Source organism: Pseudomonas sp. MT3 (genome assembly GCF_054720805.1).
This window is the reverse complement of record NZ_JBTVPY010000017.1, coordinates 65,670-85,908: the sequence shown is the minus strand read 5'-3', so window position 1 is coordinate 85,908 and position 20,239 is coordinate 65,670. Positions and strand designations below refer to the sequence as shown.

At 67.2% G+C, this 20,239-nt stretch carries 16 protein-coding genes; 9 read left to right on the top strand and 7 right to left on the bottom strand.

Translation table 11 applies throughout. The annotated features are described in order from the left end of the window. Positions 1–78: 78 nt before the first annotated feature. Positions 79–885 carry an AraC family transcriptional regulator gene (locus tag ACYCAX_RS18140; RefSeq protein ID WP_460248544.1) on the bottom strand — a complete coding sequence of 269 codons (807 nt, stop codon included), beginning with the start codon at positions 883–885 and terminating at the stop codon, positions 79–81. 84 nt (positions 886–969) lie between these two features. On the opposite strand from ACYCAX_RS18140, the gene ACYCAX_RS18135 reads away from it, so the two are divergent. Continuing rightward, complete coding sequence (locus tag ACYCAX_RS18135; protein ID WP_460248543.1) at positions 970–1,833, top strand: ATP-binding protein; 864 nt, start codon at positions 970–972, stop codon at positions 1,831–1,833. 4 nt (positions 1,834–1,837) lie between these two features. On the opposite strand, the gene ACYCAX_RS18130 is transcribed toward ACYCAX_RS18135, so the two are convergent. Continuing rightward, a complete protein-coding gene (locus ACYCAX_RS18130) occupies positions 1,838–3,886 on the bottom strand; it encodes a TonB-dependent receptor (RefSeq protein WP_460248542.1) in 2,049 nt (682 codons plus the stop codon). A gap of 250 nt (positions 3,887–4,136) precedes the next feature. Here ACYCAX_RS18130 and ACYCAX_RS18125 point away from each other — a divergent pair, with 250 nt between their 5' ends. Together ACYCAX_RS18125 and putP are read left to right on the top strand one after the other, a co-directional pair. Next, positions 4,137–4,886, top strand: coding sequence for an AraC family transcriptional regulator (locus ACYCAX_RS18125; RefSeq protein WP_015476108.1), 750 nt, complete (start codon positions 4,137–4,139; stop codon positions 4,884–4,886). A gap of 788 nt (positions 4,887–5,674) precedes the next feature. Beyond that, on the top strand, positions 5,675–7,192 hold the full coding sequence (gene putP, locus ACYCAX_RS18120; protein ID WP_015476109.1) for a sodium/proline symporter PutP: 1,518 nt from the start codon (positions 5,675–5,677) through the stop codon (positions 7,190–7,192). A 163-nt stretch (positions 7,193–7,355) separates the two neighbouring features. Here putP and ACYCAX_RS18115 read toward each other — a convergent pair whose 3' ends face one another. Together ACYCAX_RS18115 and ACYCAX_RS18110 are read right to left on the bottom strand one after the other, a co-directional pair. Beyond that, positions 7,356–8,552, bottom strand: coding sequence for a sugar transporter (locus ACYCAX_RS18115; protein ID WP_460248541.1), 1,197 nt, complete (start codon positions 8,550–8,552; stop codon positions 7,356–7,358). A 171-nt stretch (positions 8,553–8,723) separates the two neighbouring features. Continuing rightward, a complete protein-coding gene (locus tag ACYCAX_RS18110) occupies positions 8,724–9,638 on the bottom strand; it encodes a LysR substrate-binding domain-containing protein (protein WP_294979022.1) in 915 nt (304 codons plus the stop codon). 141 nt (positions 9,639–9,779) lie between these two features. Between ACYCAX_RS18110 and ACYCAX_RS18105 the strand changes: the two genes are divergently transcribed. From ACYCAX_RS18105 to ACYCAX_RS18095, 3 genes are read left to right on the top strand one after another with little or no spacing between them, the layout of a single operon-like run. Continuing rightward, entirely contained in the window at positions 9,780–10,418 is a 639-nt protein-coding gene (locus tag ACYCAX_RS18105; RefSeq protein ID WP_015476112.1) for an FMN-dependent NADH-azoreductase, read from the top strand. Continuing rightward, on the top strand, positions 10,418–10,726 hold the full coding sequence (locus ACYCAX_RS18100; RefSeq protein ID WP_015476113.1) for a DMT family transporter: 309 nt from the start codon (positions 10,418–10,420) through the stop codon (positions 10,724–10,726). Before ACYCAX_RS18105 ends, ACYCAX_RS18100 begins: the two co-directional genes overlap by 1 nt. A 59-nt stretch (positions 10,727–10,785) precedes the next feature. Beyond that, complete coding sequence (locus ACYCAX_RS18095; protein WP_015476114.1) at positions 10,786–11,007, top strand: VF530 family protein; 222 nt, start codon at positions 10,786–10,788, stop codon at positions 11,005–11,007. Between the two features lie 142 nt (positions 11,008–11,149). On the opposite strand, the gene ACYCAX_RS18090 is transcribed toward ACYCAX_RS18095, so the two are convergent. Next, positions 11,150–14,266 (bottom strand): transglycosylase domain-containing protein, encoded by a 3,117-nt coding sequence (locus tag ACYCAX_RS18090; protein WP_460248540.1) that lies wholly within the window; start codon positions 14,264–14,266, stop codon positions 11,150–11,152. 278 nt (positions 14,267–14,544) lie between these two features. Here ACYCAX_RS18090 and ACYCAX_RS18085 point away from each other — a divergent pair, with 278 nt between their 5' ends. The 3 genes from ACYCAX_RS18085 to ACYCAX_RS18075 all read left to right on the top strand — a co-directional run bounded on the left by ACYCAX_RS18085 (position 14,545) and on the right by ACYCAX_RS18075 (position 17,383). Then, a complete protein-coding gene (locus ACYCAX_RS18085) occupies positions 14,545–14,790 on the top strand; it encodes a hypothetical protein (RefSeq protein WP_015476116.1) in 246 nt (81 codons plus the stop codon). A gap of 221 nt (positions 14,791–15,011) precedes the next feature. After that, positions 15,012–15,710: a class I SAM-dependent methyltransferase gene (locus ACYCAX_RS18080; RefSeq protein ID WP_460248539.1), complete on the top strand. Its 699-nt coding sequence runs from the start codon at positions 15,012–15,014 to the stop codon at positions 15,708–15,710. A 290-nt stretch (positions 15,711–16,000) separates the two neighbouring features. Beyond that, positions 16,001–17,383: an amino acid permease gene (locus ACYCAX_RS18075; protein WP_051070427.1), complete on the top strand. Its 1,383-nt coding sequence runs from the start codon at positions 16,001–16,003 to the stop codon at positions 17,381–17,383. A gap of 330 nt (positions 17,384–17,713) precedes the next feature. Here the strand turns inward: ACYCAX_RS18075 and ACYCAX_RS18070 are convergent, their stop codons facing one another. Continuing rightward, positions 17,714–19,624 carry a M48 family metallopeptidase gene (locus ACYCAX_RS18070; protein ID WP_460248538.1) on the bottom strand — a complete coding sequence of 637 codons (1,911 nt, stop codon included), beginning with the start codon at positions 19,622–19,624 and terminating at the stop codon, positions 17,714–17,716. An 11-nt stretch (positions 19,625–19,635) separates the two neighbouring features. Beyond that, positions 19,636–20,232, bottom strand: coding sequence for a LemA family protein (locus ACYCAX_RS18065; protein WP_015476120.1), 597 nt, complete (start codon positions 20,230–20,232; stop codon positions 19,636–19,638). Positions 20,233–20,239: the final 7 nt, after the last annotated feature.

Here is a 20,239-nt window from a genome sequence, read left to right as displayed (position 1 = left end):
GTCTAGATGGGGAAATCGGCACGGGGTTTCAATCCCATGCTTGGCGATGAGTGTCGAATGGATGTTGCAGGAAATTGCTTACGAACGGATTAGCGGCCGTGGCCGCAGGAAATCGCTGGGCGGCCGGCCGAACTGGCGGCTGAACATGGCGCTGAAGGCGCTGGGCGTGCTGTAGCCCACTTCCAGCGCCACGCTCAGCACGCTGTCGCCCAGGGCCAGGCGCTCCAGCGCCGCCAGCAGCCGCGCCTGCTGGCGCCATTGGCCGAAGGTCAGCCCGGTTTCGCGGAGGAACCAGCGTTGCACCGTCTTGCTGTCGACGTTCGCCTGGCGCGCCCAGTCGGCGAGGCCGGCATGTTCACCGGGCTGGTGCTGGATGGCCTGGCACAGCGTGCGCAGGCGTGGGTGTGCCGGCAGGGGCAGGTGCAGCGGAAGCACGGGTTCTTCGCGCAATTCATCGAGCAGCAGGCCGAGGACGCGGCCGTCTCGGGAGTTCGGCGTTACCTCACCGCTGATCGTCAGCGCCGCGAGGATCAGTTCGCGCAACAGCGGCGAGACTGCCAGCACGCAGCAATTCTGCGGCAGGTGCGGGGCGCTGTCCGGTTCCACGTAGAGGGTGCGCACCTGCACGTCGCCGACCATGCGCGTCCAGTGCTCGACGCCGGCGGGTATCCACAGGCCACGGTTGTCCGGCACCACCCACTGGCCGCTGGCGCTACCCACCACCAGCACGCCGCGCACGGCGTACAGCAGCTGCGCGCGGCGATGGCTGTGGGCCGGCACTTCGTGGCCGTCGGGGAAGTCCAGGGCGACGGCAGCGACCGGGCTGGCCGCGCGCTCGTCGCCGTGATCCAGCTCGGCCTCGACAGAGATGTCCTTTTTACGCATCTGACTGCCTATTTATCGTTAGACGCCCACTTTCCCCCATCGCTAGGCTGCTGAACAGTCCCCATCTGCTTCGATGATCCCGCCATGAACGACATGTCCATTATCGCCGAACAACTGGCTCGTATCGCCCGGTTGCTCGAACAATCCCTGCCACCGCGCCCCGAACTGGTGCTGGAGGAGGGCGCCATCGCCCATCTGTGGGAATACCGCCAGGGCCAGCCGCGCCTGGTGCCGGTGCGCGAGCCGGCGCTGATCGCCTTCGGCGACCTGCGCAACGTCGACCGGCAGAAAGGGCTGATCGAACAGAACACCCGCCAGTTCGTCGCCGGCCGTCCGGCCAACAACGTGCTGCTGACCGGCGCGCGCGGCACCGGCAAGAGTTCGCTGGTGAAAGCCTGCCTGCACGCTTTCCAGGCCGAAGGGCTGCGCCTGATCGAGGTGGACAAGGAGCACCTGGCCGACCTGCCGCAGATCATCGATCTGCTGCGTCATCGCCCGGAGCGCTTCATCCTGTTCTGCGACGACCTCTCCTTCGAGGACGGCGAGACCGGCTACAAGGGCCTGAAGACGGTACTCGACGGCTCGGTGGCCGGGCAGTCCGGCAACGTGCTGATCTACGCCACCTCTAACCGCCGCCACCTGCTGGCCGAGCGCGCCGAGGACAATCTGGCCTTCCAGCGTAGCGAGAGCGGCGAGCTGCATCCCGGCGAGGCGGTGGAGGAGAAGGTCTCGCTCTCCGAGCGTTTCGGCCTGTGGATATCTTTCTATGCCTTCAGCCAGGAGCAGTACCTGGAAACGGTCGCCCGCTGGCTGGAGTACCACGGCCTGGGCGGCGTGCGACAGGACGAATGGGAGCAGGCGGCGATCCGCTGGGCGACCCATCGCGGGTCGCGGTCCGGGCGGATCGCCGCGCAGTTCGCCCGGGATTACGCCGGGCGTCGGCCCTAGATCGTCAGAAGGCGACTCTCACGCCGGCCTGGATACCGCGCCCACCGGCCGGCACGCTGTCGCGCAGGATCGAGCTGGCGTAGCGCACGGTCTGGTCGGTGAGGTTCTCGCCCTTGACGAAGGCCAGCCAGCGGCTGTCACCCAAGTCGAAGCTATAGCCGAGGCTGGCGCCGAGGGTGGTGTAACCGTCGGTGCGCAGCTCGTTCTCCGGCACGCGGTTCTGGTCGGCGGCGTATTCCACTTCCAGCCGCGCCTGCCATTGCTGCAGCTCCCAGAGCAGCGCGCTGTTCAGGCGCAGCGGGGCGATGCGCGGCAGGGCTTCGCCGGTGTCCTTGTTCTTGGCGCGGGTGTAATCGCCGGAGAGCTCCAGGTCGAAGCGGCCGTAGGGGCTGTCCAGCAGGTGGATGCGGTCCTGCGCCTCGACGCCGTAGAAGTCCGCCTTCACGCCGCTGTAGAGGTATTCGGGCAGCGCCTCGTCGTCGCCGGCGTCCACCACCGCGCCTTCCTCGTCGCGATAGCGTCCGCTGGCCAGCAGGCCGATGTAGTTGGAGAAGCGGCTGTAGAACACGCCGACGCTGCCCTTGTGGCGGCCGCTGTCGAAGCGCAGGGCGAGGTCGGTGGAGACGGCCTTTTCCTTGCTCGCGTCGGCGTCGCCCACTTCATAGGTGCTGGTGGCGGCATGGGCGCCGTTGGCGTACAGCTCGTAGAAGGTCGGCGCGCGCTCGGTGTAGGCCAGGGTGGCGGCCAGCGACCAGATCGGCGTCAGCGTGTAGACCGCGCCGCTGGACAGGCTGCCGGCGGTGAAGCTGCGCGAGCCGTCGTTCTCGGCGAAGCGCTCGTTGTCCTTGGCGTTCGGGTCGATGCGGGTGTGTTCCGCGCGACCGCCGAGGTTCAGGGCGAGACGTTTGCTGGCCTGCCAGTTCTCCAGGAAGAACAGCGCGGCGCTGTCGGTCTCGGTGTGCGGCACGAAGGCTTCTTCGCCCAGTGCCGAGAAGCGGCTGTTGGCGACCTGTGCGCCGACCACGCCGTCCAGCGGACCGATGGGCTTGTGCCGCGCCTCGATGCGCGCTTCGTAACCGTCGTTCTTGAAGGTGGTGCCGGTCTCGCCGTCCGCGATTTCCTTGTGCTGGTACTCGGTGTAGGCGGCGTCCAGCTTCACCGAACTGAAGGGGCCGTCGAGGTCGCGGATTTCCGAGGCGAAGGCGTAGCGGTCCTGCTGCATCTTCAGGCGCACGTCGTCTTCGGCGGGCGAGCCGTAGTTGCTGTCGTAGCCGCTGTAGGACAGGCCGGCATAGCCGTGGTCCCAGTGGTAGCTGCCGCCGATGGCGCCGCTGTCCTGGCGGCCGTCGCTGTTATCGACGCGATGCTTGCGCTCGTCTCCGTCGATTGCGCGCTGGCGGCTGGAGTGGGCATAACCGGGGATGCGCAGGTCGTTGAACTCGCGGGAGCCGGCGTCCAGGTGCAGGGCGAAGTTGCCGTCGCCGGCTTCCAGCGCGCCAGCGGCGCTGCGGGTGGTGTCCGAGCCGCCGTAGCGCAGCTCGCCCTGGCCGTGGATGCCGTCCACCGGTTCGCTGGGGATGCGGTTGTCGAAGCTGTTGACCACGCCGCCAATGGCGTTGCCGCCGTAGAGCAGGGCGGCCGGGCCGCGGACCACTTCGATGCGCTCGACCACGTTGGGATCTTCCGGCACGGCGTGGTCATAGGACAGCGAGGAAGCGTCCAGCGCGCCCACGCCATTGCGCAGCAGGCGGATGCGGTCGCCGTCCATGCCGCGGATCACCGGGCGGCTGGCGCCGGGGCCGAACCAGGTGGAGGACACGCCGGGCGTGCCGTTGAGGGTTTCGCCCAGGCTGCCTTTCTGCCGCAGGGTCAGCTCGTCGCCCTGCAGGACGCTGCTGGGCGCGGCGGGGGAGCTATCGCCCAGCGGGTTGGCGGTGATCACCTGGGGCTCCAGTTCGGTGGGGGCGGCATCGGCCAGCGACGTCGCGCCGGCGCACAGGGCCAGGCCCAGCGGTGCTAGACGCCAGCGCGGGCGGGAAAGGGATGGGGGCATGACGAACTCCTGGTTTTTCTTCTGGCAAAGCGAACCCCTCCCTCATGGTCAGGGATGCGCCAGGCGGCGGGGAAGGGCAAAGTGGAAATATGTTATTTGTTATAACATAACATATCTGTTGGTTAGCAATATTTTCCGGCTTAGAGGCTTTGGTGCTTGCGTGTCTTTGGAGTTGCGCCTGGTTGCACCTGGGTACTGGGCAGGCCTGGCCGAATCCCGTACCATGCTCAAAATTTGATCAGTTCGTGCCATGTTCGAAACCCGTCTCGCTCGCCTGTCCGACCAGGCCCATCACCACGCCCACGGCCATCACCAGTTGGTGATGTCGCTCAGTGGCCGCGCGGAGTTCGAGGTCGATGGCCGGGGCGGCGAGGTCTGCCGGATGCGCGCCTGCCTGGTGCCGGGGGATGTCGACCACGAGTTCGCCGGCCTGGGCGACAACCGCATGCTGATCGTCGATCTCGACGAAGCCGGCACCGGCGAACAGGATCGCGACCTGCTGGCGCGCCTGTTCGAGGCGCCGCGCTATCCGACCCTGGATGCCGATTTCCAGAACCTGCTCAGCTACGCCGGCGCCGAAATCGCCCGTTACGGCAACGATCCGCTGCTGGCCCGGGCGCTGGGTGGCGTCCTGCTGCGGGCGTTGCACCTTCGCCTGTTCGGTGAGGACCAGGCGCCGCGCAGCGGTCCGTTGGACCTGGAGCGGCTGGATACCTACATCGGCGAGCACCTGGCCCGGCGCATCACGGTGGCGGAGTTGGCGCAGGTCGCCTGCCTCAGCCCCAGCCAGTTCCATGCGCAGTTCAAGGACCGGATTGGCCTCACGCCCCACCAGTACCTGCTGCGCCAGCGCCTGGATCGCGCGGCGCGCCTGCTGCGCGAAAGCGACCTGCCGCTGGTGCGGGTGGCGGGGGAGTGCGGCTTCTCCAGCCAGAGCGCGCTGACCACCACCATGCGCCGTTACCTGGGCTTGACCCCGGGCAGCCTGCGCCGTCGCTGAGTTCGCCCGCCTGCACTGTCGGTATAGCTGACCAAATGGTCAGTGATTTCCGGCGTGGGCCGGAGTCTTTTGCAAGAACTCCAGAGTTTTCGGCAAGAAATTCGTTGGGTGCAACCCATAGAGTCCGCCAACCGCGTTGCAGGTATTCCTAGGTGCAACCCGGTCAAGATCAAGAACAACATCCAGTCCGATACGCGGGAGGGGCAATATGCCCATCACCGGTTCTGTCTTCGCCTGCGGCGCGCTTCCTGGCGCCCGCGCCAGCTCCGCCACGGCCCGGCCCACGACGCCCGCCCGTGGCCTTGTGCCGTCGTCGGTCGGACTGGTGCAACCGACTTCCCCGCTTTCTGTACAATCCGCGCCTTCGCGCGCCGGCCACCCCTTGCCGCCTCTCATGGCGCGCGTGAGCACAGTTCTGATCGATCGCCCTAGCCGCCACGGCAAGCCGCGTATCATGCGGCCCGTGGGCTTTCGGCGGATCATGGGCGCCAGACCCGGCGCCTGACGGATCGCCGGGCAATGCCCGGTCATGCCGCCCGCACTTCGCCCCATCGGCGAAGGTGGACGGAAGGTCGCCGTGGTGAGACGGCGGCCGCAGGAATGCGCCGGCAAGGACGACGGCGGGCCTGCGACGGGATGCGTAGCGGTTCGGTGCCACCTGGCGCCACGCGCACCTCGGCTTGCTGGAGGGCAAGCGCTAACCGGTCGGCGCCAACCGCGCCGGCTGCCAGTCAAGGGCCCGCGTTACCCAGCGGGCCTGGATAAAAACAAGCTGTAGGGGAGTCCCCATGAGCGTCAACACGCCAACCCTGATCACCTTCGTGATCTACATCGCGGCTATGGTTCTGATCGGCTTGGCCGCCTATCGTTCGACCAACAACTTCTCCGACTACATCCTCGGTGGCCGCAGTCTCGGCAGCTTCGTCACCGCGCTGTCGGCCGGTGCCTCGGACATGAGCGGCTGGCTGCTGATGGGCCTGCCGGGCGCCATCTACCTGTCGGGTATCTCGGAAAGCTGGATCGCCATCGGCCTGATCTGCGGCGCCTACCTGAACTGGCTGTTCGTCGCCGGCCGCCTGCGCGTGCACACCGAGCACAATGGCAACGCCCTGACCCTGCCGGATTACTTCAGCACCCGCTTCGAGGACAACAGCCGCATCCTGCGGGTGATTTCCGCGCTGGTGATCCTGGTGTTCTTCACCATCTACTGCGCCTCCGGCATCGTCGCCGGTGCCCGCCTGTTCGAAAGTACCTTCGGCATGTCCTACGAGACCGCGCTGTGGGCCGGTGCCGCCGCGACCATCGCCTACACCTTCGTCGGTGGCTTCCTGGCGGTGAGCTGGACCGACACCGTGCAGGCCTCGCTGATGATCTTCGCGCTGATCCTCACGCCGGTCTTCGTGCTGCTCGCCACCGGCGGTATCGATCCGGCCTTCGCCGCCATCGAGCTGAAGGACGCCGCCAACTTCGACATGTTCAAGGGCGCCTCCTTCGTCGGCGTGATTTCGCTGATGGCCTGGGGCCTGGGTTACTTCGGCCAGCCGCACATCCTGGCGCGCTTCATGGCCGCCGATTCGGTCAAGTCGATCCCGGCTGCCCGCCGCATCTCCATGACCTGGATGATCCTCTGCCTGGGCGGCGCCGTGGCCGTCGGCTTCTTCGGCATCGCCTACTTCCAGGCGCACCCGGAGCAGGCTGGCGCCGTGGGCGAGAACCATGAGCGCATCTTCATCGAGCTGGCGAAGATCCTCTTCAACCCGTGGATCGCCGGCGTGCTGCTGTCCGCCATTCTCGCCGCGGTGATGAGCACCCTGAGCTGCCAGTTGCTGGTGTGCTCCTCGGCACTGACCGAAGACTTCTACAAGGCCTTCCTGCGCAAGAGCGCCAGCCAGGTCGAGCTGGTGTGGGTCGGTCGCGCCATGGTGCTGCTGGTGGCGCTGATCGCCATCGCCCTGGCCGCCAACCCGGACAACCGCGTACTGGGCCTGGTGTCCTACGCCTGGGCCGGCTTCGGCGCCGCCTTCGGTCCGCTGGTGCTGTTCTCCGTGCTGTGGAAGGGCATGACCCGCAACGGTGCGCTGGCCGGCATCGTCGTCGGTGCGGTCACCGTGATCGTCTGGAAGCAGTTCGGCTGGCTCGGCCTGTACGAGATCATTCCGGGCTTCATCTTCTCCAGCGTTTCCATCGTGGTGTTCAGCCTGCTCGGCTCCGCGCCGTCCAAGGCGATGATCCAGCGTTTCGAGGCCGCCGAGGCCGAGTACGCGGAAGCGCATCTGCCGGAGGGTTCGTCGGCCGCCAGCCGTTGATCCTTCGCTGAATGAGAAAGGCCGCGCTCCCGGAAGGGAGGCGCGGCCTTTTTCGTTTGGGTCTCTTCGTAGGAGCTTGCTCGCGAACGGGGATCGCAGCGGGGCGGGGTTCGCGAGCAATAACGATGGCGTCCCCCTCGCTCCTACAGGTTTCGCTGATGTGTCAGTGCGAAGCGTGGCCACCGCGGAGCGCCGCCGCATAGCGCCAGCAGGCGAACAGGCACAGCAGCAGGCCGACCACCGCCAGCGCGCCGCCGACATGGCCGATCCACTGCAGCCCCGCGCCCGCCGCCACACGGCTGCCGAGCAGCGCTCCGCCGCCGATGCCGACGTTGTACAGGCCGGAGAACATCGCCATCGCCACGTCGGTGGCGTCATGGGCCAGTTGCAGCACCTTGGCCTGCAGCGCCAGGCCGAAGCAGAGAATCGCCGCACCCCAGAACAGGCTCAGGACCAGCAGCGCGGTGGACGAGCGCGCCAGCGGCAGGAGCAGCAACAGGCAGGCGCCGAGCACGGCGATGGCTGTGCAGGGGAAGGCACGCGGGAAGCGCTCGCTGTAGCGGCTGAAGAGGATCGAGCCGAACACCCCGGCGCCGCCGAACAGCAGCAGGAGCAGGGTGGTCTTCTGGCTGTCCAGCGCGGCGACCTCGCGGGCGAACGGTTCGATGTAGCTGTAGGCGGTGAACTGCGCGGTGATCACCAGTACGGTGAGCGCGTACATCGACACCAGCGCCGGACGGCGCAGCAGCAGCGGCAGGCTGCGCAGGGAGCCGGAGTTCTGGCTCGGCAGCGGCGGCAGCGAGCGCGCCAGCCAGAGCACCACCACCACCGACACCCCGGCGATGGCGAGGAGGGTCGTGCGCCAGCCCAGCGCCTCGCCCAGCACGCGCCCCAGCGGAATGCCCAGCACCATCGCCAGGATGGTGCCGGTGGCGAGCAGGCCGAGGGCTTTCGCCTGCTGTCCTGGCGGCGCCACGCGGACCGCCAGCGAGGCGGTGATCGACCAGAACACCGCGTGGGCGAAGGCGATGCCGAAGCGGCTGAGCATCAGCACGGTGAAGTTCCAGGCGACGCCCGAGAGCAGGTGGCTGCCGATGAACAGGCAGAAGATCACCACCAGCAGGCGGCGGCGTTCCATGTTGCGGGTCAGCAGCATCAGCGGCAGCGAAGTGAGGGAAACCACCCAGGCGTAGAGGGTGAGCATCAGCCCGGTCTGTTCCGGGCGCATGTCGAAGCTCTTGCCGATGTCGCTGAGCAGGCCCACCGGAACGAACTCGGTGGTATTGAAGATGAAGGCGGCAAGGGCCAGGGCGATGACGCTCAGCCAACTGCCGGTGTGGGTGTGTTGCGCGGTGTTCATGGGAATCCTGAGGTGAAGTGGGGCTCAGGCCGTGCCGTGGAATCACACAGGAGGCGTGTCCCTGGCAAAGAAGAATTGTTGTTGCGGCAGGCGTAATTCTACCCACGGGTTGCCCATCGCGCACGGCGAGGCCGGCGTGCGCGGGTGCAGCGACAAGCGCGTTGACCGGTCTCAGGCGGCGTTGTCGATCAGCGGGTCGGCGGCCTGGGCCGCTTCCTCGGCCAGCCAGTCGAGGAAGGCGCGCACCGGCGGATGGCGCTCGCGGCCCGGCACGCAGAGGGCGGTGTAGCGCGCGCCGGGGACGTTGATCTCGGGACGGTAGGGCAGCAGCAGGCCCTTCTCCACGCTTTCGGAGACCAGCAGCGAGCTGGCCAGCACCAGCCCTTGGCCGGCAATCGCCGCCTGCAGGGCGTAGAACTCCTCGTCGTACTCGCGCTGCACCGCGCCGGCCAGCAGGCACTCCTCGCCGGCCGCCTGGCACCAGGCCTTCCAACCGCGCTCGTAGAGCTCGGAGTTGTGCCAGCGCACGCCGATCATTTCCGGCACGTTCACGTCGGCGGTGGCCACCAGGGCCGGTGCGCCGTACACCGCGAAGCGTTCGCCGAGCAGGAACTGGCTATGCATGCGCGGGTAGTCGCCGAAGCCGTAGCGGATCGCCAGGTCGACGCTGGCGTCCTGCTGCAGGTCGAGCAGTTCGCACTGGCTGTCCAGGCGCAGGCGGATGTGTGGGTGACGCGCGTAGAAGCGCCCCAGGCGCGGCACCAGCCAGAGCGCGGCGAAGGCCGGCGTGGTGGAGATCGTCAGGCTGCCGGCGCTGCGCTGCGGGCGCAGGCTGTCCACCGCCTGCGACACCTCCAGCAGCGCGCCGTGGAGACTGCGGAACAGCCGTTCGCCGGCCTCGGTCAGGCGCACCTGGCGCGGCAGGCGCTCGAACAACGGCAGCCCGAGCCAGTCCTCCAGCGCGCGGACCTGGTGGGATACCGCGGTGGGGGTCACCGACAGTTCCTGAGCGGCGGCCTTGAAACTCAGCTGGCGGGCGGCGGATTCGAAGGTGCGCAGGGCCGGCAGTGGCAGGTTGGCGAACATGGCGTTCTCCACGGATGAGTTGAATTCATCTGGATGCAGTTCCCCTCAGTTGTTCGTCCATTCACCGGGAAATAGCTTTGGCGGCAACAGAGAGGCTCATTCAGGGCCTTTCCAGTGTACATCCGGTTGAAGGAGTTATAGATGAACAGGATTCTTGCCATTCACGCCAGTCCCCGCGCCGAGCGCTCCCATTCCCGGCGCCTGGCCGAAGGCTTCCTCGCCGCGTTGCCACAGGCGCGGCTCACCCGCCGCGAAGTCGGGCGCGCCGATCTGCCCCATGTGGGCGAGTCCTTCATCGCGGCGGCGTTCCATCCCGAACCGCAGAACCGCCCGGCGAGCATGCAGGCTGATCTGGCGTTGAGCGACGAGTTGGTGGACGAACTGCTCGACCACGATCTGCTGGTGATCTCCACGCCCATGTACAACTTCAGCGTGCCCAGCGGGTTGAAGGCCTGGGTCGACCAGGTCGTCCGTATCGGCCGCACCTTCGACTTGCACCTGAAGGAGGGCGAGGCGCAGTACGAGCCGCTGCTCAAGGGGCGCAAGGCGTTGATCGTCACCAGCCGTGGCGGCGCAGGCATGGGGCCGGGTGGTGAGCTGGAGTGGATGAACCATGCCGACGCCTGGCTGCGCGTGGCGCTGGGTTTCCTCGGTATAGAAGACGTGCAGGTGATTGCCGCCGAGGGTGAAGAGGGCAATCCCGAAGCCTTCCGCGCCTCCTGTCAACAGGCTGAAAAGGCCCTGGCCGACCTCGCCGAGAGCGAGTGGGCGCGTGCGTGATGGCTTGGGCGATGTTGATGGTGGCCGCGGTGTTCGAGGTGATGTTCGCGGTGTCGATGAAGTATGCCGAGGGCTTCACCCGGCCCCTGCCGACCGTGGTGACGGTGCTCGCGGTGATCGGCGGGATCTTCTTCCTCACCCTGGCGATGCGCCAGTTGCCGGTGAGCATCGCCTACCCGGTGTGGACGGCCATCGGCACGCTGGGCACGGTGTTCTTCGGTTTCCTGCTGCTGGGCGAGGCGCTGACCCTGACCAAGCTGGCGTCGGTCGCCCTGATCGTGGCTGGCGTGGCCGGGTTGCGGGCCTGATCGCCTGTGGCTGATTCTTGGTGGTAAGGTGCCGCGCATTCTCCACGACGGCACCGAACATGAACGACAAACCGAAGAACCCGCTGCATGGCATGACCCTGGAAGCCATCCTCAACCAGTTGGTCGCGCAGTACGGCTGGGACGGCCTGGCCAAGCGCATCGACGTGCGCTGCTTCAAGAACGACCCGAGCATCAAGTCCAGCCTCACTTTCCTGCGCCGCACGCCCTGGGCGCGGGAGCAGGTTGAGGCGTTGTTCGTGAAGTCTGTCCAGGGCAAGTGAGGGGGGCTCTTGTAGGAGCGAGCTTGCTCGCGAACCGCCTGATGCCTTGGGGGCCGGGTGGGGTTCGCGAGCAAGCTCGCTCCTACAACCCCCTGGTGGCGTCGGTGCGGGATGTGGGAGCTGGGCGAGTTGACGTCAGTGTTCAGCGCCAGCTCACCCGCAGATTGTCGATCCGCTCCTGGCACCCGGTGCTGATCCCCGGTTCCAGGTAGCTCGCCAGCATCGGCGCCATGCCCTTGAGCACTTGTACCGGCAGGGCCGAGGTGAATTTGAAGTTGTCCGACTCGCTGCCGGCCACGTAGGCGGTGAGGGTGCCGAAGTGGCGCGGGCCGAGGTAGAACACGAAGGTCGCCGTGCGGTTCATCGCCTTGGAGCTCTTCACCCAGCCGCTGCGGGTCACGCTCTCGATGCGGTTGTCGCCGGTGCCGGTCTTGCCGCCCATCACCAGGGCGCTGCCGTCGGCCAGCTTGAAGGTGCCGGACAGGCGCCGCGCGGTGCCGGCGTCCACCACCCGGGACAGCGCGGTGCGCAGGGCCTGGGCCACTTCCGAACGCATCACCTGGCGCCCGGTGTTCGATTGCGGGCCGAGGCTGGTTTCGTACGGCGTGTTGGCGGCGAAGCGCAGGCTGTCGATGCGCAGGGTCGGCAGGCGTACGCCGTCGTTGAGGATGATCCCCATCAGCTCGGCCAGCGCCGCCGGGCGGTCGCCCGAGCTGCCCAGCGCGGTGGCCAGCGACGGCACCAGGTGGTCGAAGGGGTAGCCCAGGCGTTTCCACTGTTCGTGCAGGTCGAGGAAGGCTTCCACTTCCAGCATGATGCGGATGCGCTTGTCGCGCGCGTACTTGTGCCGCGACTTGAACAGCCAGCCATAGACCAGCTTGCGTTCCTCCGCGCTGGCCGCCACCGCGTCGGTGAAACTGGCCGCCGGCTGCCGTTGCAGGTAGCTCAGCAGCCAGAGTTCCAGCGGGTGCACACGGGCCACGTAGCCCTGGTCGTTGAGGTCGAAGGCGCCCGGACCGTAGCGCGTGTAGAGGTCGGCGATGCGCTTGTCGGTCAGTTTGTCGCCGGCGTACTTGCCTTTCTTCAGGCGCTCCTGGAGGAAGGCGCTGAAGGTCGGCAGGTCCGCCTGCGGCTGCAGGTAGCGGTGGATCGCCGCCAACCGCACCGGCCAGGCGCGCAGGCCGTCGAGGAAGGTGTCGAGGCGTTCGTCGGTGGTCTTGCCCTTGTACTTCTGCCAGAAGCGCAGCAGGTAGACCTGGCTTTCCTTGTCGACGAAACGGTCGAGGTAGTCGCGGCGGCGCGGGTCCTTGTCGTCGGCCAGCACGGCGACCTTGCTGCCGGAGTTGGCATAGATGTCATGCCGCACCAGGTCGCGCAGCAGGCGCACGAAGGGCAGGTTGATCGACTCGCGCAGGGCGTCCTGCAGGGTCGGGATGCGGCCGTTGTCCTCCTTGCGGAAGTTGCTGAAGGTGTGGATGCCGCCGCCGGTGAAGAAGCTCTCGTAGGGGCTGGCGGAATATTTGCGCTGCATGGCCGCGGCCAGCATGTCCGGCAGGTTGCGGTCCTTGGTGGTGAGCAGGTAGTCGACGGCCCAGCGGCTGATGAAGTCCAGCGGCTCCACCGGCACTTTCCTCAGCTCGGCGGCCGGCAGCGCCGCGTATTGCCGGTGCAGCTCGGCCACGGTTTCCAGGTAGCTCGCCAGTACCCGCAATTTGGCGGTGGAGCCCAGTTCCAGCTTGCTGCCTTCGTTGATGTCGAACGGTTGCTCGGTGTTGTCGGTCTGCACGCGCACGCGGTTGCCGCTGGGGGTGCGCTCGAACAGGGTGAAGCTGTAGCGCACATCCCGGGTCTTGTCCTCGGACAGCAGGTGTTCGCCGAACAGCCCGATCTGCGCGGCGAACGCCGGGTCGGAGAGGCGCCGCAGGTAGGCGGTGACCTGCTCCTGCAGCTCGTGCTGCAGGGTGGTGCTGAAGGACAGGTCGAAGCGGTCCAGGTCATACAGCGGCACGTCGAGCATCCCGGCCATGCGGGTGCGCGCCAGGGTCACGCCCTTGTTGTTCTCCAGCGGGGTGACGGTGGGCTGGTTGCGCGGATCGCGGAAGGCCAATTGCTGGTTCAGCGCCGCATCGCGCAGCGAGGTGGCGATGACGCCGGACTGGGCCAGCAGGCGCAGGTAGCTGTCGGTCAGCACCGACAGCTGGTCGCGGCCACGTGCCAGGTACCAGGAGGGGCGGCGGTGGGCGATCATCAGCGAGACGACCTGGCGCAGTGCCTTGCCCTGCTCGACCAGCGAGACGCCGCTGGCCGGCGGTGCGTTGAGCAACTGGTTGACCTGCTGGTAGTCGGCGCCGTACCAGATCCACAGGCCATCGGGCAGGCCGCTGACTTCGCCGTAGCCCGGCTGCGCCGAGAGCGGCACCGAGTTGAGGTAGGTGAGCACCACGTTGCGCCGTGCCAGCAGGTTTTCCGCGCCGCCCTGGTAGGTGCGCACGCTGGCCGATGCCATTTGCCGCAGCTTGTCGGCGATGGAGTTGGTGCGACCGTCCTCGGAGTGCCGGTACTTTTCGATCTGCGTGGCCAGGGTGCTGCCGCCGGGGGCGTGGTTGCCCATGCCGACCATCTTGCCCAGTTGCGCCGCCGAGGCCTGGGTGAAGCGGCTCCAGTCGATGGCCGGGTTCAGGTAGGGGCGCTGGGTGTCCAGCAGGTCGCGGTTCTCGATGAACAGCAGGCTCTGCACGATCAGCGGGGAAACGCTCTCGAAGTTGGCGTACAGCCGCTGCGGATAGCGGAAGTTGTAGATCGGCAGGCCGCGGCAGTCGGCGATGTCCACGCCGGCCTGGGACTTCTCGGGGTAGGGCGGGAACAGGCCGTGGCTGGCGTACTGCATCAGCGGTGCGGAGAAGCGCGCCTGACTGAGGGTGATGTAGTTGCGCTGGTGCAGGCGATCGAGGAAGGCCGGCAGCTGCAGGTAGCCCAGGCGGCGGTCGAACGGGCCGTTCTGCGGATACACCACCTCGCTGCTGGGGCCCTGCGCCAGTTTCCAGGTCAGCTCGCCGGCGTAGCGCGCCAGCTCGCGCGCCTGCAGTATGGACGTACGCGCCTCGTAGAGCAGGGCGGCACCGATGGCGGCGAGCAGCGGCAACAGGAAGAGGAACAGCAGCAGGAAACGATGATGATGAACTTTCGTCGGGGAAATACCGGGCTCCGAGCGACCCGGTTGAGCTGCACTGTGCGTACCGGAATGCTTCGAGCTATCCATTTCACGACCTGCCCATGCTCAGACAACAGCCTAGGTAAGCGGACTCCGCCCACGTGACGACCGACGCCCCTCCCGACGCCGCGAAAGCCCTGGGACAGCGGCTTTCCTAATTTCCAGCGTAGTCGGCGGCGGGAAATCTGCGCGCCTGGAGTACCCTTCCAGGCCCACCGGGTTGATTTGCCGACGGCCAGCAGGTGCAATGGTCGGGTCTGCCAGGTTTTGCCGTACCGTGCTCCAGCGTCGGTAGACCCTCACTTCTTCGACAGGACTTTCCGGCCATGCGTTCGTTATTTCTGCCCGTTGCGTCCCTGCTGCTGGTTTCGTTCGGCGCCGTCGCCGCGCCCATGCCGTTCTACAAGTGGCAGAGCAGGCTGGACGGCCGCTATACCTGCCAGCAGACCTCGCCGGGGGACGGTTGGCAGAAGGTCGGAGGGCCGTTCCGCGACGCCGGCTGCCGCGAGATGCTGCCACAGGGACCGTCGACCAAGGGGCTGGCGGTGCCCAAGGCGTGGAAGACGCAGTAGCCGTTGCCGAGGGGCCGAGGTTCACGCCTGTGTGGCAGGTTTGCGCAGGATCGAGAGAGTCCATTCCTGTTTCGATAGCTGGGCGGGGTTCGCGAGCAAGCTCGCTCCTACGAAAGGCGTGCCGGAGTCCACCTGTAGGAGCGAGCTTGCTCGCGAACCGCCCGACACCAGCGCCGCGATTCGCAAGGCATGGTTCATCGCATGCACAGCAGGAGGCTTCCGTGACCGACCCGAGCGCCCGCATCCGCCACAGTTGGCAGGCCAACGCCGACGCCTGGACCCGCGCCGTGCGCGAGCAGCGCATCGAGAGCCGGCGCCTGGTGACTGACGCGGCGATCCTCAGCGCCGTCGCCGCCGGGCCGGCGCGCCGCCTGCTGGACATCGGCTGCGGCGAAGGCTGGCTGTGCCGGGCCCTGGCGGAGCGCGGCAGCCAGTGCGTGGGGGTGGATGCGTCCGCGCCGCTGATCGAGGCGGCCCGTCAAGCGGGTGGAGGACGCTTCGAGGTGATGGATTACGCCGGCCTGATCGCCGAGGGCGAAAGCTTGGGCCGCTTCGACGTACTGGTCTGCAACTTCGCCCTGCTCGACGAATCCATTGCGCCGCTGCTCCTGGCGCTGCGCGAACGCCTCGACCCCGGCGGCCGCCTGCTGATCCAGACCGTGCACCCCTGGTCCGCCTGCGGCGACGAGCCCTATGCCGATGGTTGGCGGCTGGAAACCTTCGCCGCCTTCGGCGAGGCCTTCAGCGCGCCGATGCCCTGGTTCTTCCGTACCCTGGAGTCCTGGCTGGCGCTGCTGGCCGGTAGCGGCTGGCGTGTGCGGCAGTTGCGCGAGCCGCGCCATCCCGAGAGCGGCAAGCCCGGCTCGCTGCTGCTGGAGGTGCAACCGCTGGGCGGCTGGGTAGGACCGGGTTGCGCCTGACGCGACGAATCGTCTCTACGCCTTTGGTCAAATTGCACCCGATTGGGGCAGACGTCTTCGGTGGACTTGTGTACATTCGGCGGCGACCTCAGCCGTGGTCCTCCCGCAATGCCCACGTCCGCTTCACAAGAGCGGGCAGCCTCTTCCGGTGTGCCGTCCTGGAATTGCCAGACACTTCTCCCTCCGTGCCGAACGGCGCGGTGGCGAAGCCTTTTCGGTGGTTCCGCATCCCGACTGCACTCAGAGTCCGTGGCTGATATTCCCCAAGAACAAAATGAGGTTGCATCACCATGTCGTCCCACGATCTCCAAAGGGATCTCAACGAGCGGCACATCCGTCTCATGGCCCTGGGCGCCTGCATCGGCGTCGGCCTGTTCCTCGGTTCGGCCAAGGCCATCCAGATGGCCGGCCCGGCCATCATGCTCTCCTACATCATCGGCGGTCTCGCCATCCTTGTGATCATGCGCGCCCTCGGCGAGATGGCCGTGCACAATCCCGTGGCCGGCTCCTTCGCCCGCTATGCGCAGGACTACCTCGGCCCGCTGGCCGGCTACCTGACCGGCTGGAACTACTGGTTCCTCTGGCTGGTGACCTGCGTCGCGGAGATCACCGCGGTGGCCATCTACATGGGCATCTGGTTCCCCGACGTGCCGCGCTGGATCTGGGCGCTGGCCGCCCTGGCGAGCATGGGCACCATCAACCTGGTGGCGGTGCGCGCCTTCGGTGAGTTCGAGTTCTGGTTCGCCCTGATCAAGATCGTCACCATCGTAGCCATGATCCTGGTCGGCGGCGGCATGATCCTCTTCGGCCTGGGCAACGACGGTATCGCCACCGGCATCTCCAACATCTGGAGCAACGGTGGTTTCATGCCCCACGGCATCAGCGGCGTGCTGATGTCGCTGCAGATGGTGATGTTCGCCTACCTGGGCGTGGAGATGATCGGCCTCACCGCCGGTGAAGCGAAGAACCCGCAGAAGACCATTCCCGGTGCGATCAACTCGGTGTTCTGGCGCATCCTGCTGTTCTACGTCGGCGCGCTGTTCGTGATCATGTCGATCTACCCGTGGAACGAGATCGGCACCCAGGGCAGCCCCTTCGTGATGACCTTCGAGCGACTGGGCATCAAGACCGCCGCCGGCATCATCAACTTCGTGGTGATCACCGCCGCGTTGTCGTCCTGCAACGGCGGCATCTTCAGCACCGGGCGCATGCTCTACAGCCTCGCCCAGCATGGCCAGGCCCCGGCCGTGTTCGCCAAGACCTCCAGAGGCGGCGTGCCGCGCAACGCACTGCTGCTGTCCATCGTCGCGCTGCTGCTGGGCGTGCTGCTGAACTACCTGGTGCCGGAAAAGGTGTTCACCTGGGTGACCTCCATCGCCACCTTCGGTGCGATCTGGACCTGGGCGATGATCCTGCTGGCCCAGCTCAAGTTCCGCCGTGGCCTCTCCGCCGCCGAAGCCGGCAGGCTGCAGTTCAAGATGTGGCTGTACCCGGTCAGCTCCTATCTGGCGATGGCCTTCCTGGTGCTGGTGGTGGTGCTGATGGCGTTCTTCGAGGACACCCGCATCGCGCTGTACATCGGCCCGGCCTTCCTGGTGCTGCTGACGGTGCTGTACTACGCACTGAACCTGGCGCCCAAGGGTGAGCAGGGCGGTGCCGCCAGCCGCGCGTAAGCGATGGTTGCGTGAATGCAAAGGGCCTCTTCGGAGGCCCTTTACTTTTGTGCGCCTTTCAGCTTCGGCCCTGAAAGGGGCATGCGGACGTGTATCTGGAGGGCTTCACACGCCGGAGCAGGGGCGGATCGCGTCCTTCGTGGGAGCGGACCTGTCCGCGGAATCCATCGCGGATGACTCCCGGTTTCCAATGGGGGCCGGAGCTTAGCGCCTGTGTCGATGTGGACTCCGCCCGTGATCCGCCGGTGGGTTTGGTGTGGTGGGTTCGCGAGCAAGCTCGCCCCTACAGGTTGAGTTCGGTGCCAGCCGGTTGCGCTTGCGAAGGCGGCGTCAGGTCGCCAGCAACGGCGGCATGGGGCAGTCGAGAATGTCCGCCACGGCGCGCATGAGCTCGGCTTCGGCGGGGCTGATGCGGCCATCGTGCTCGATGCAACGGGCCATTGCCTTGAGTAACTGCGGCTTCTGCAGTGGCCGCAGGTGTTCCAGCCGCTTCAGCGCGCCTTCCAGTTCGCGCAACCGGCCGGCGGCCGGCAGCGGCCGGGGCGTGAAGGGCAGGCCGCCCCAGGCATCGGCGAAGGCCTGTTCGACCTGTGGATCGCGGCTTTCGCCGACGCGGGCGAGGAAGGCCAGCAGTGTCGCGGACTCCTCGGCGAGCTCCGCCAGCGGCATATTGCCGATCGTCCCGCTGCCCGGCCGCAGGTTGCGTTCGACGATCCGCAGCAGGGTCCACTCCAGCAGTTTCACCGCGCCGTCGAACTTGATCAGCAGCGCCATGTTCTCGCGCAGGGTGAGGAAGCCCTGGACGTCGAACTGCTTCAGCGCCGGCATGGCCAGGTCCAGCAATGGCAGGCGCTGGCCGGGGTCGAGGTGCAGCAGCGGCTCCTCCAGCAGGTCGAGCTGTAGCGCCAGGCTCAGGTTCAGGCGCTTCTTGATCTCTTCCAACTGGCGCGCGCGCTGGCCGGGCTCGCTGTCCAGCAGCAGGCCGTAGATCAGCGCCTCGGCGCCTTCGCTGTCATGGGCGGCGCGCTGCAGGCGCTCGTCCAGGCGCTGCAGGGTGCTACGGGCTTCCAGCAGGTGGGCGGCAGTCGGTGCGCCGACGGCGGCGACCGCCACCTCCACGGCGCTGGGCTGGTATGGCTGGCCGGTGACGGCGGCGGTCCAGGCTTCCTTGCTCATCAGCGCTACGTCCAGGCGCGGCTCGAATTTCGGGTAGCGGCCGTCCCAGCCCGGATCGACGCGGCGGATGCGATCCTTGAGCGGCGGGTGGGTGTCGAACCAACTGCTGCCCACCCCATCGCCGAAGTACAGGTGGCTGAACTCGGCGGCGCGCGGCGCGCTGAGCAGGGCGCCCAGCGGGTTGCCGCCGATCTTCTTGAGCGCGCCGGCGATGGTCGAGGGATCGCGGGTGAACTGCACCGCCGAGGCGTCGGCCAGGTACTCGCGCTGGCGGCTCACCGACGCCTTGATCAGTTGGCCGAAGAAGGTGCCGACGTAGCCCAGCACATAGAGCACCACGCCGGCGCCCAGCACCAGCAGCACCACGCTGCCGCCGCCGTTCTTGTCGTTGCTGCTGCTCCGGCTGCCGACGCGGATGCCGGTGCTGGTCTCGCTCCAGCCGCGCAGCAGCATGCCGCCGATCAGGCCGAGCAGGAGGATGCCGTGCAGCAGCGCGGTCAGCCGGGTGTTGAGCAGCATGTCGCCGTGGTGGATATGGCTGAATTCGTGGGCGATCACGCCCTGCAGCTCGTTGCGTTCGAGCTGCTCGATGGCGCCACGGGTGATGCCGATCACCGCATCGCGCGGGGTCAGGCCGGCGGCGAAGGCGTTGATCGAGCCGTCTTCCAGCACGTACACCGGCGGCACCGGCGACCCGGAGGCCAGGGCCATTTCCTCGACGACATTGAGCAGGCGGCGCTCGTCGGCGTTGCTGGCGCTGAGGTTGAGCAGGCGGCCGCCCAGGCTCTCGGCCACCACCTTGCCGCCGGCGCTCAATTGCACCTGCTTGTACAGCGCGCCAAGCACGACCACGCCGACGATCACGGCGGCCACCGACAGGTACAGCTCCGGATCGGGCAGGGAGGTGCGCGAGGTCAGGTGCAGCGTGGGCTCACCCAGGTAGCGCCAGAGCCAGCCCAGCGCCAGGCTGGTGATGATCACCAGGCAGGCCACCGCGATGGTGAGCAGCAGGACCAGGCGCCCGGTCTGCCTGCGGGCGCGGTCCTGGTGTTCGAAGAAATTCATCGACGATCAGGTCAGAAGGCGACTTTCGGCGCGGCCTGGATTGCCTTGCTGTCCTCGTACTCCAGCAGACTGGCGTCCTTGCTGTGGCCGTAGGTGGTGGCCAGGAAGTTGGCGGGGAACGACTGGCGGTAGGTGTTGTATTCCATCACCGCATCGTTGTAGGCCTGGCGGGCGAAGGCGACCTTGTTCTCGGTACTCGACAGCTCCTCGCTGACCTGCTGCAGGTTCTGCGAAGCCTTGAGGTCCGGGTAGGCTTCCAGAGTCACGTTGAGGCGGCCCAGGGCACCGCCCAGGGCGCTTTCCGCGCTGGCCAGCTGGGCCATGCGCGAGGCTTCGCCCGGCTGGCTGGCGGCGGCCTTGAGGCCGGCGACGGCGGCGTTGCGCGCGGCGATCACGGCTTCCAGGGTTTCCCGCTCGTGCTTGAGATAGGCCTTGGCGGTTTCCACCAGGTTGGGGATCAGGTCGTAGCGGCGCTTGAGCTGCACTTCGATCTGCGCGAAGGCGTTCTGGTAGCGGTTGCGCAGTGCCACCAGGCGGTTGAACACGCTGATCAGCAGGAAGATCACGCCAGCGATGATGGCCAGGGTGACGATCGACGAAACGCTCATGGGATGT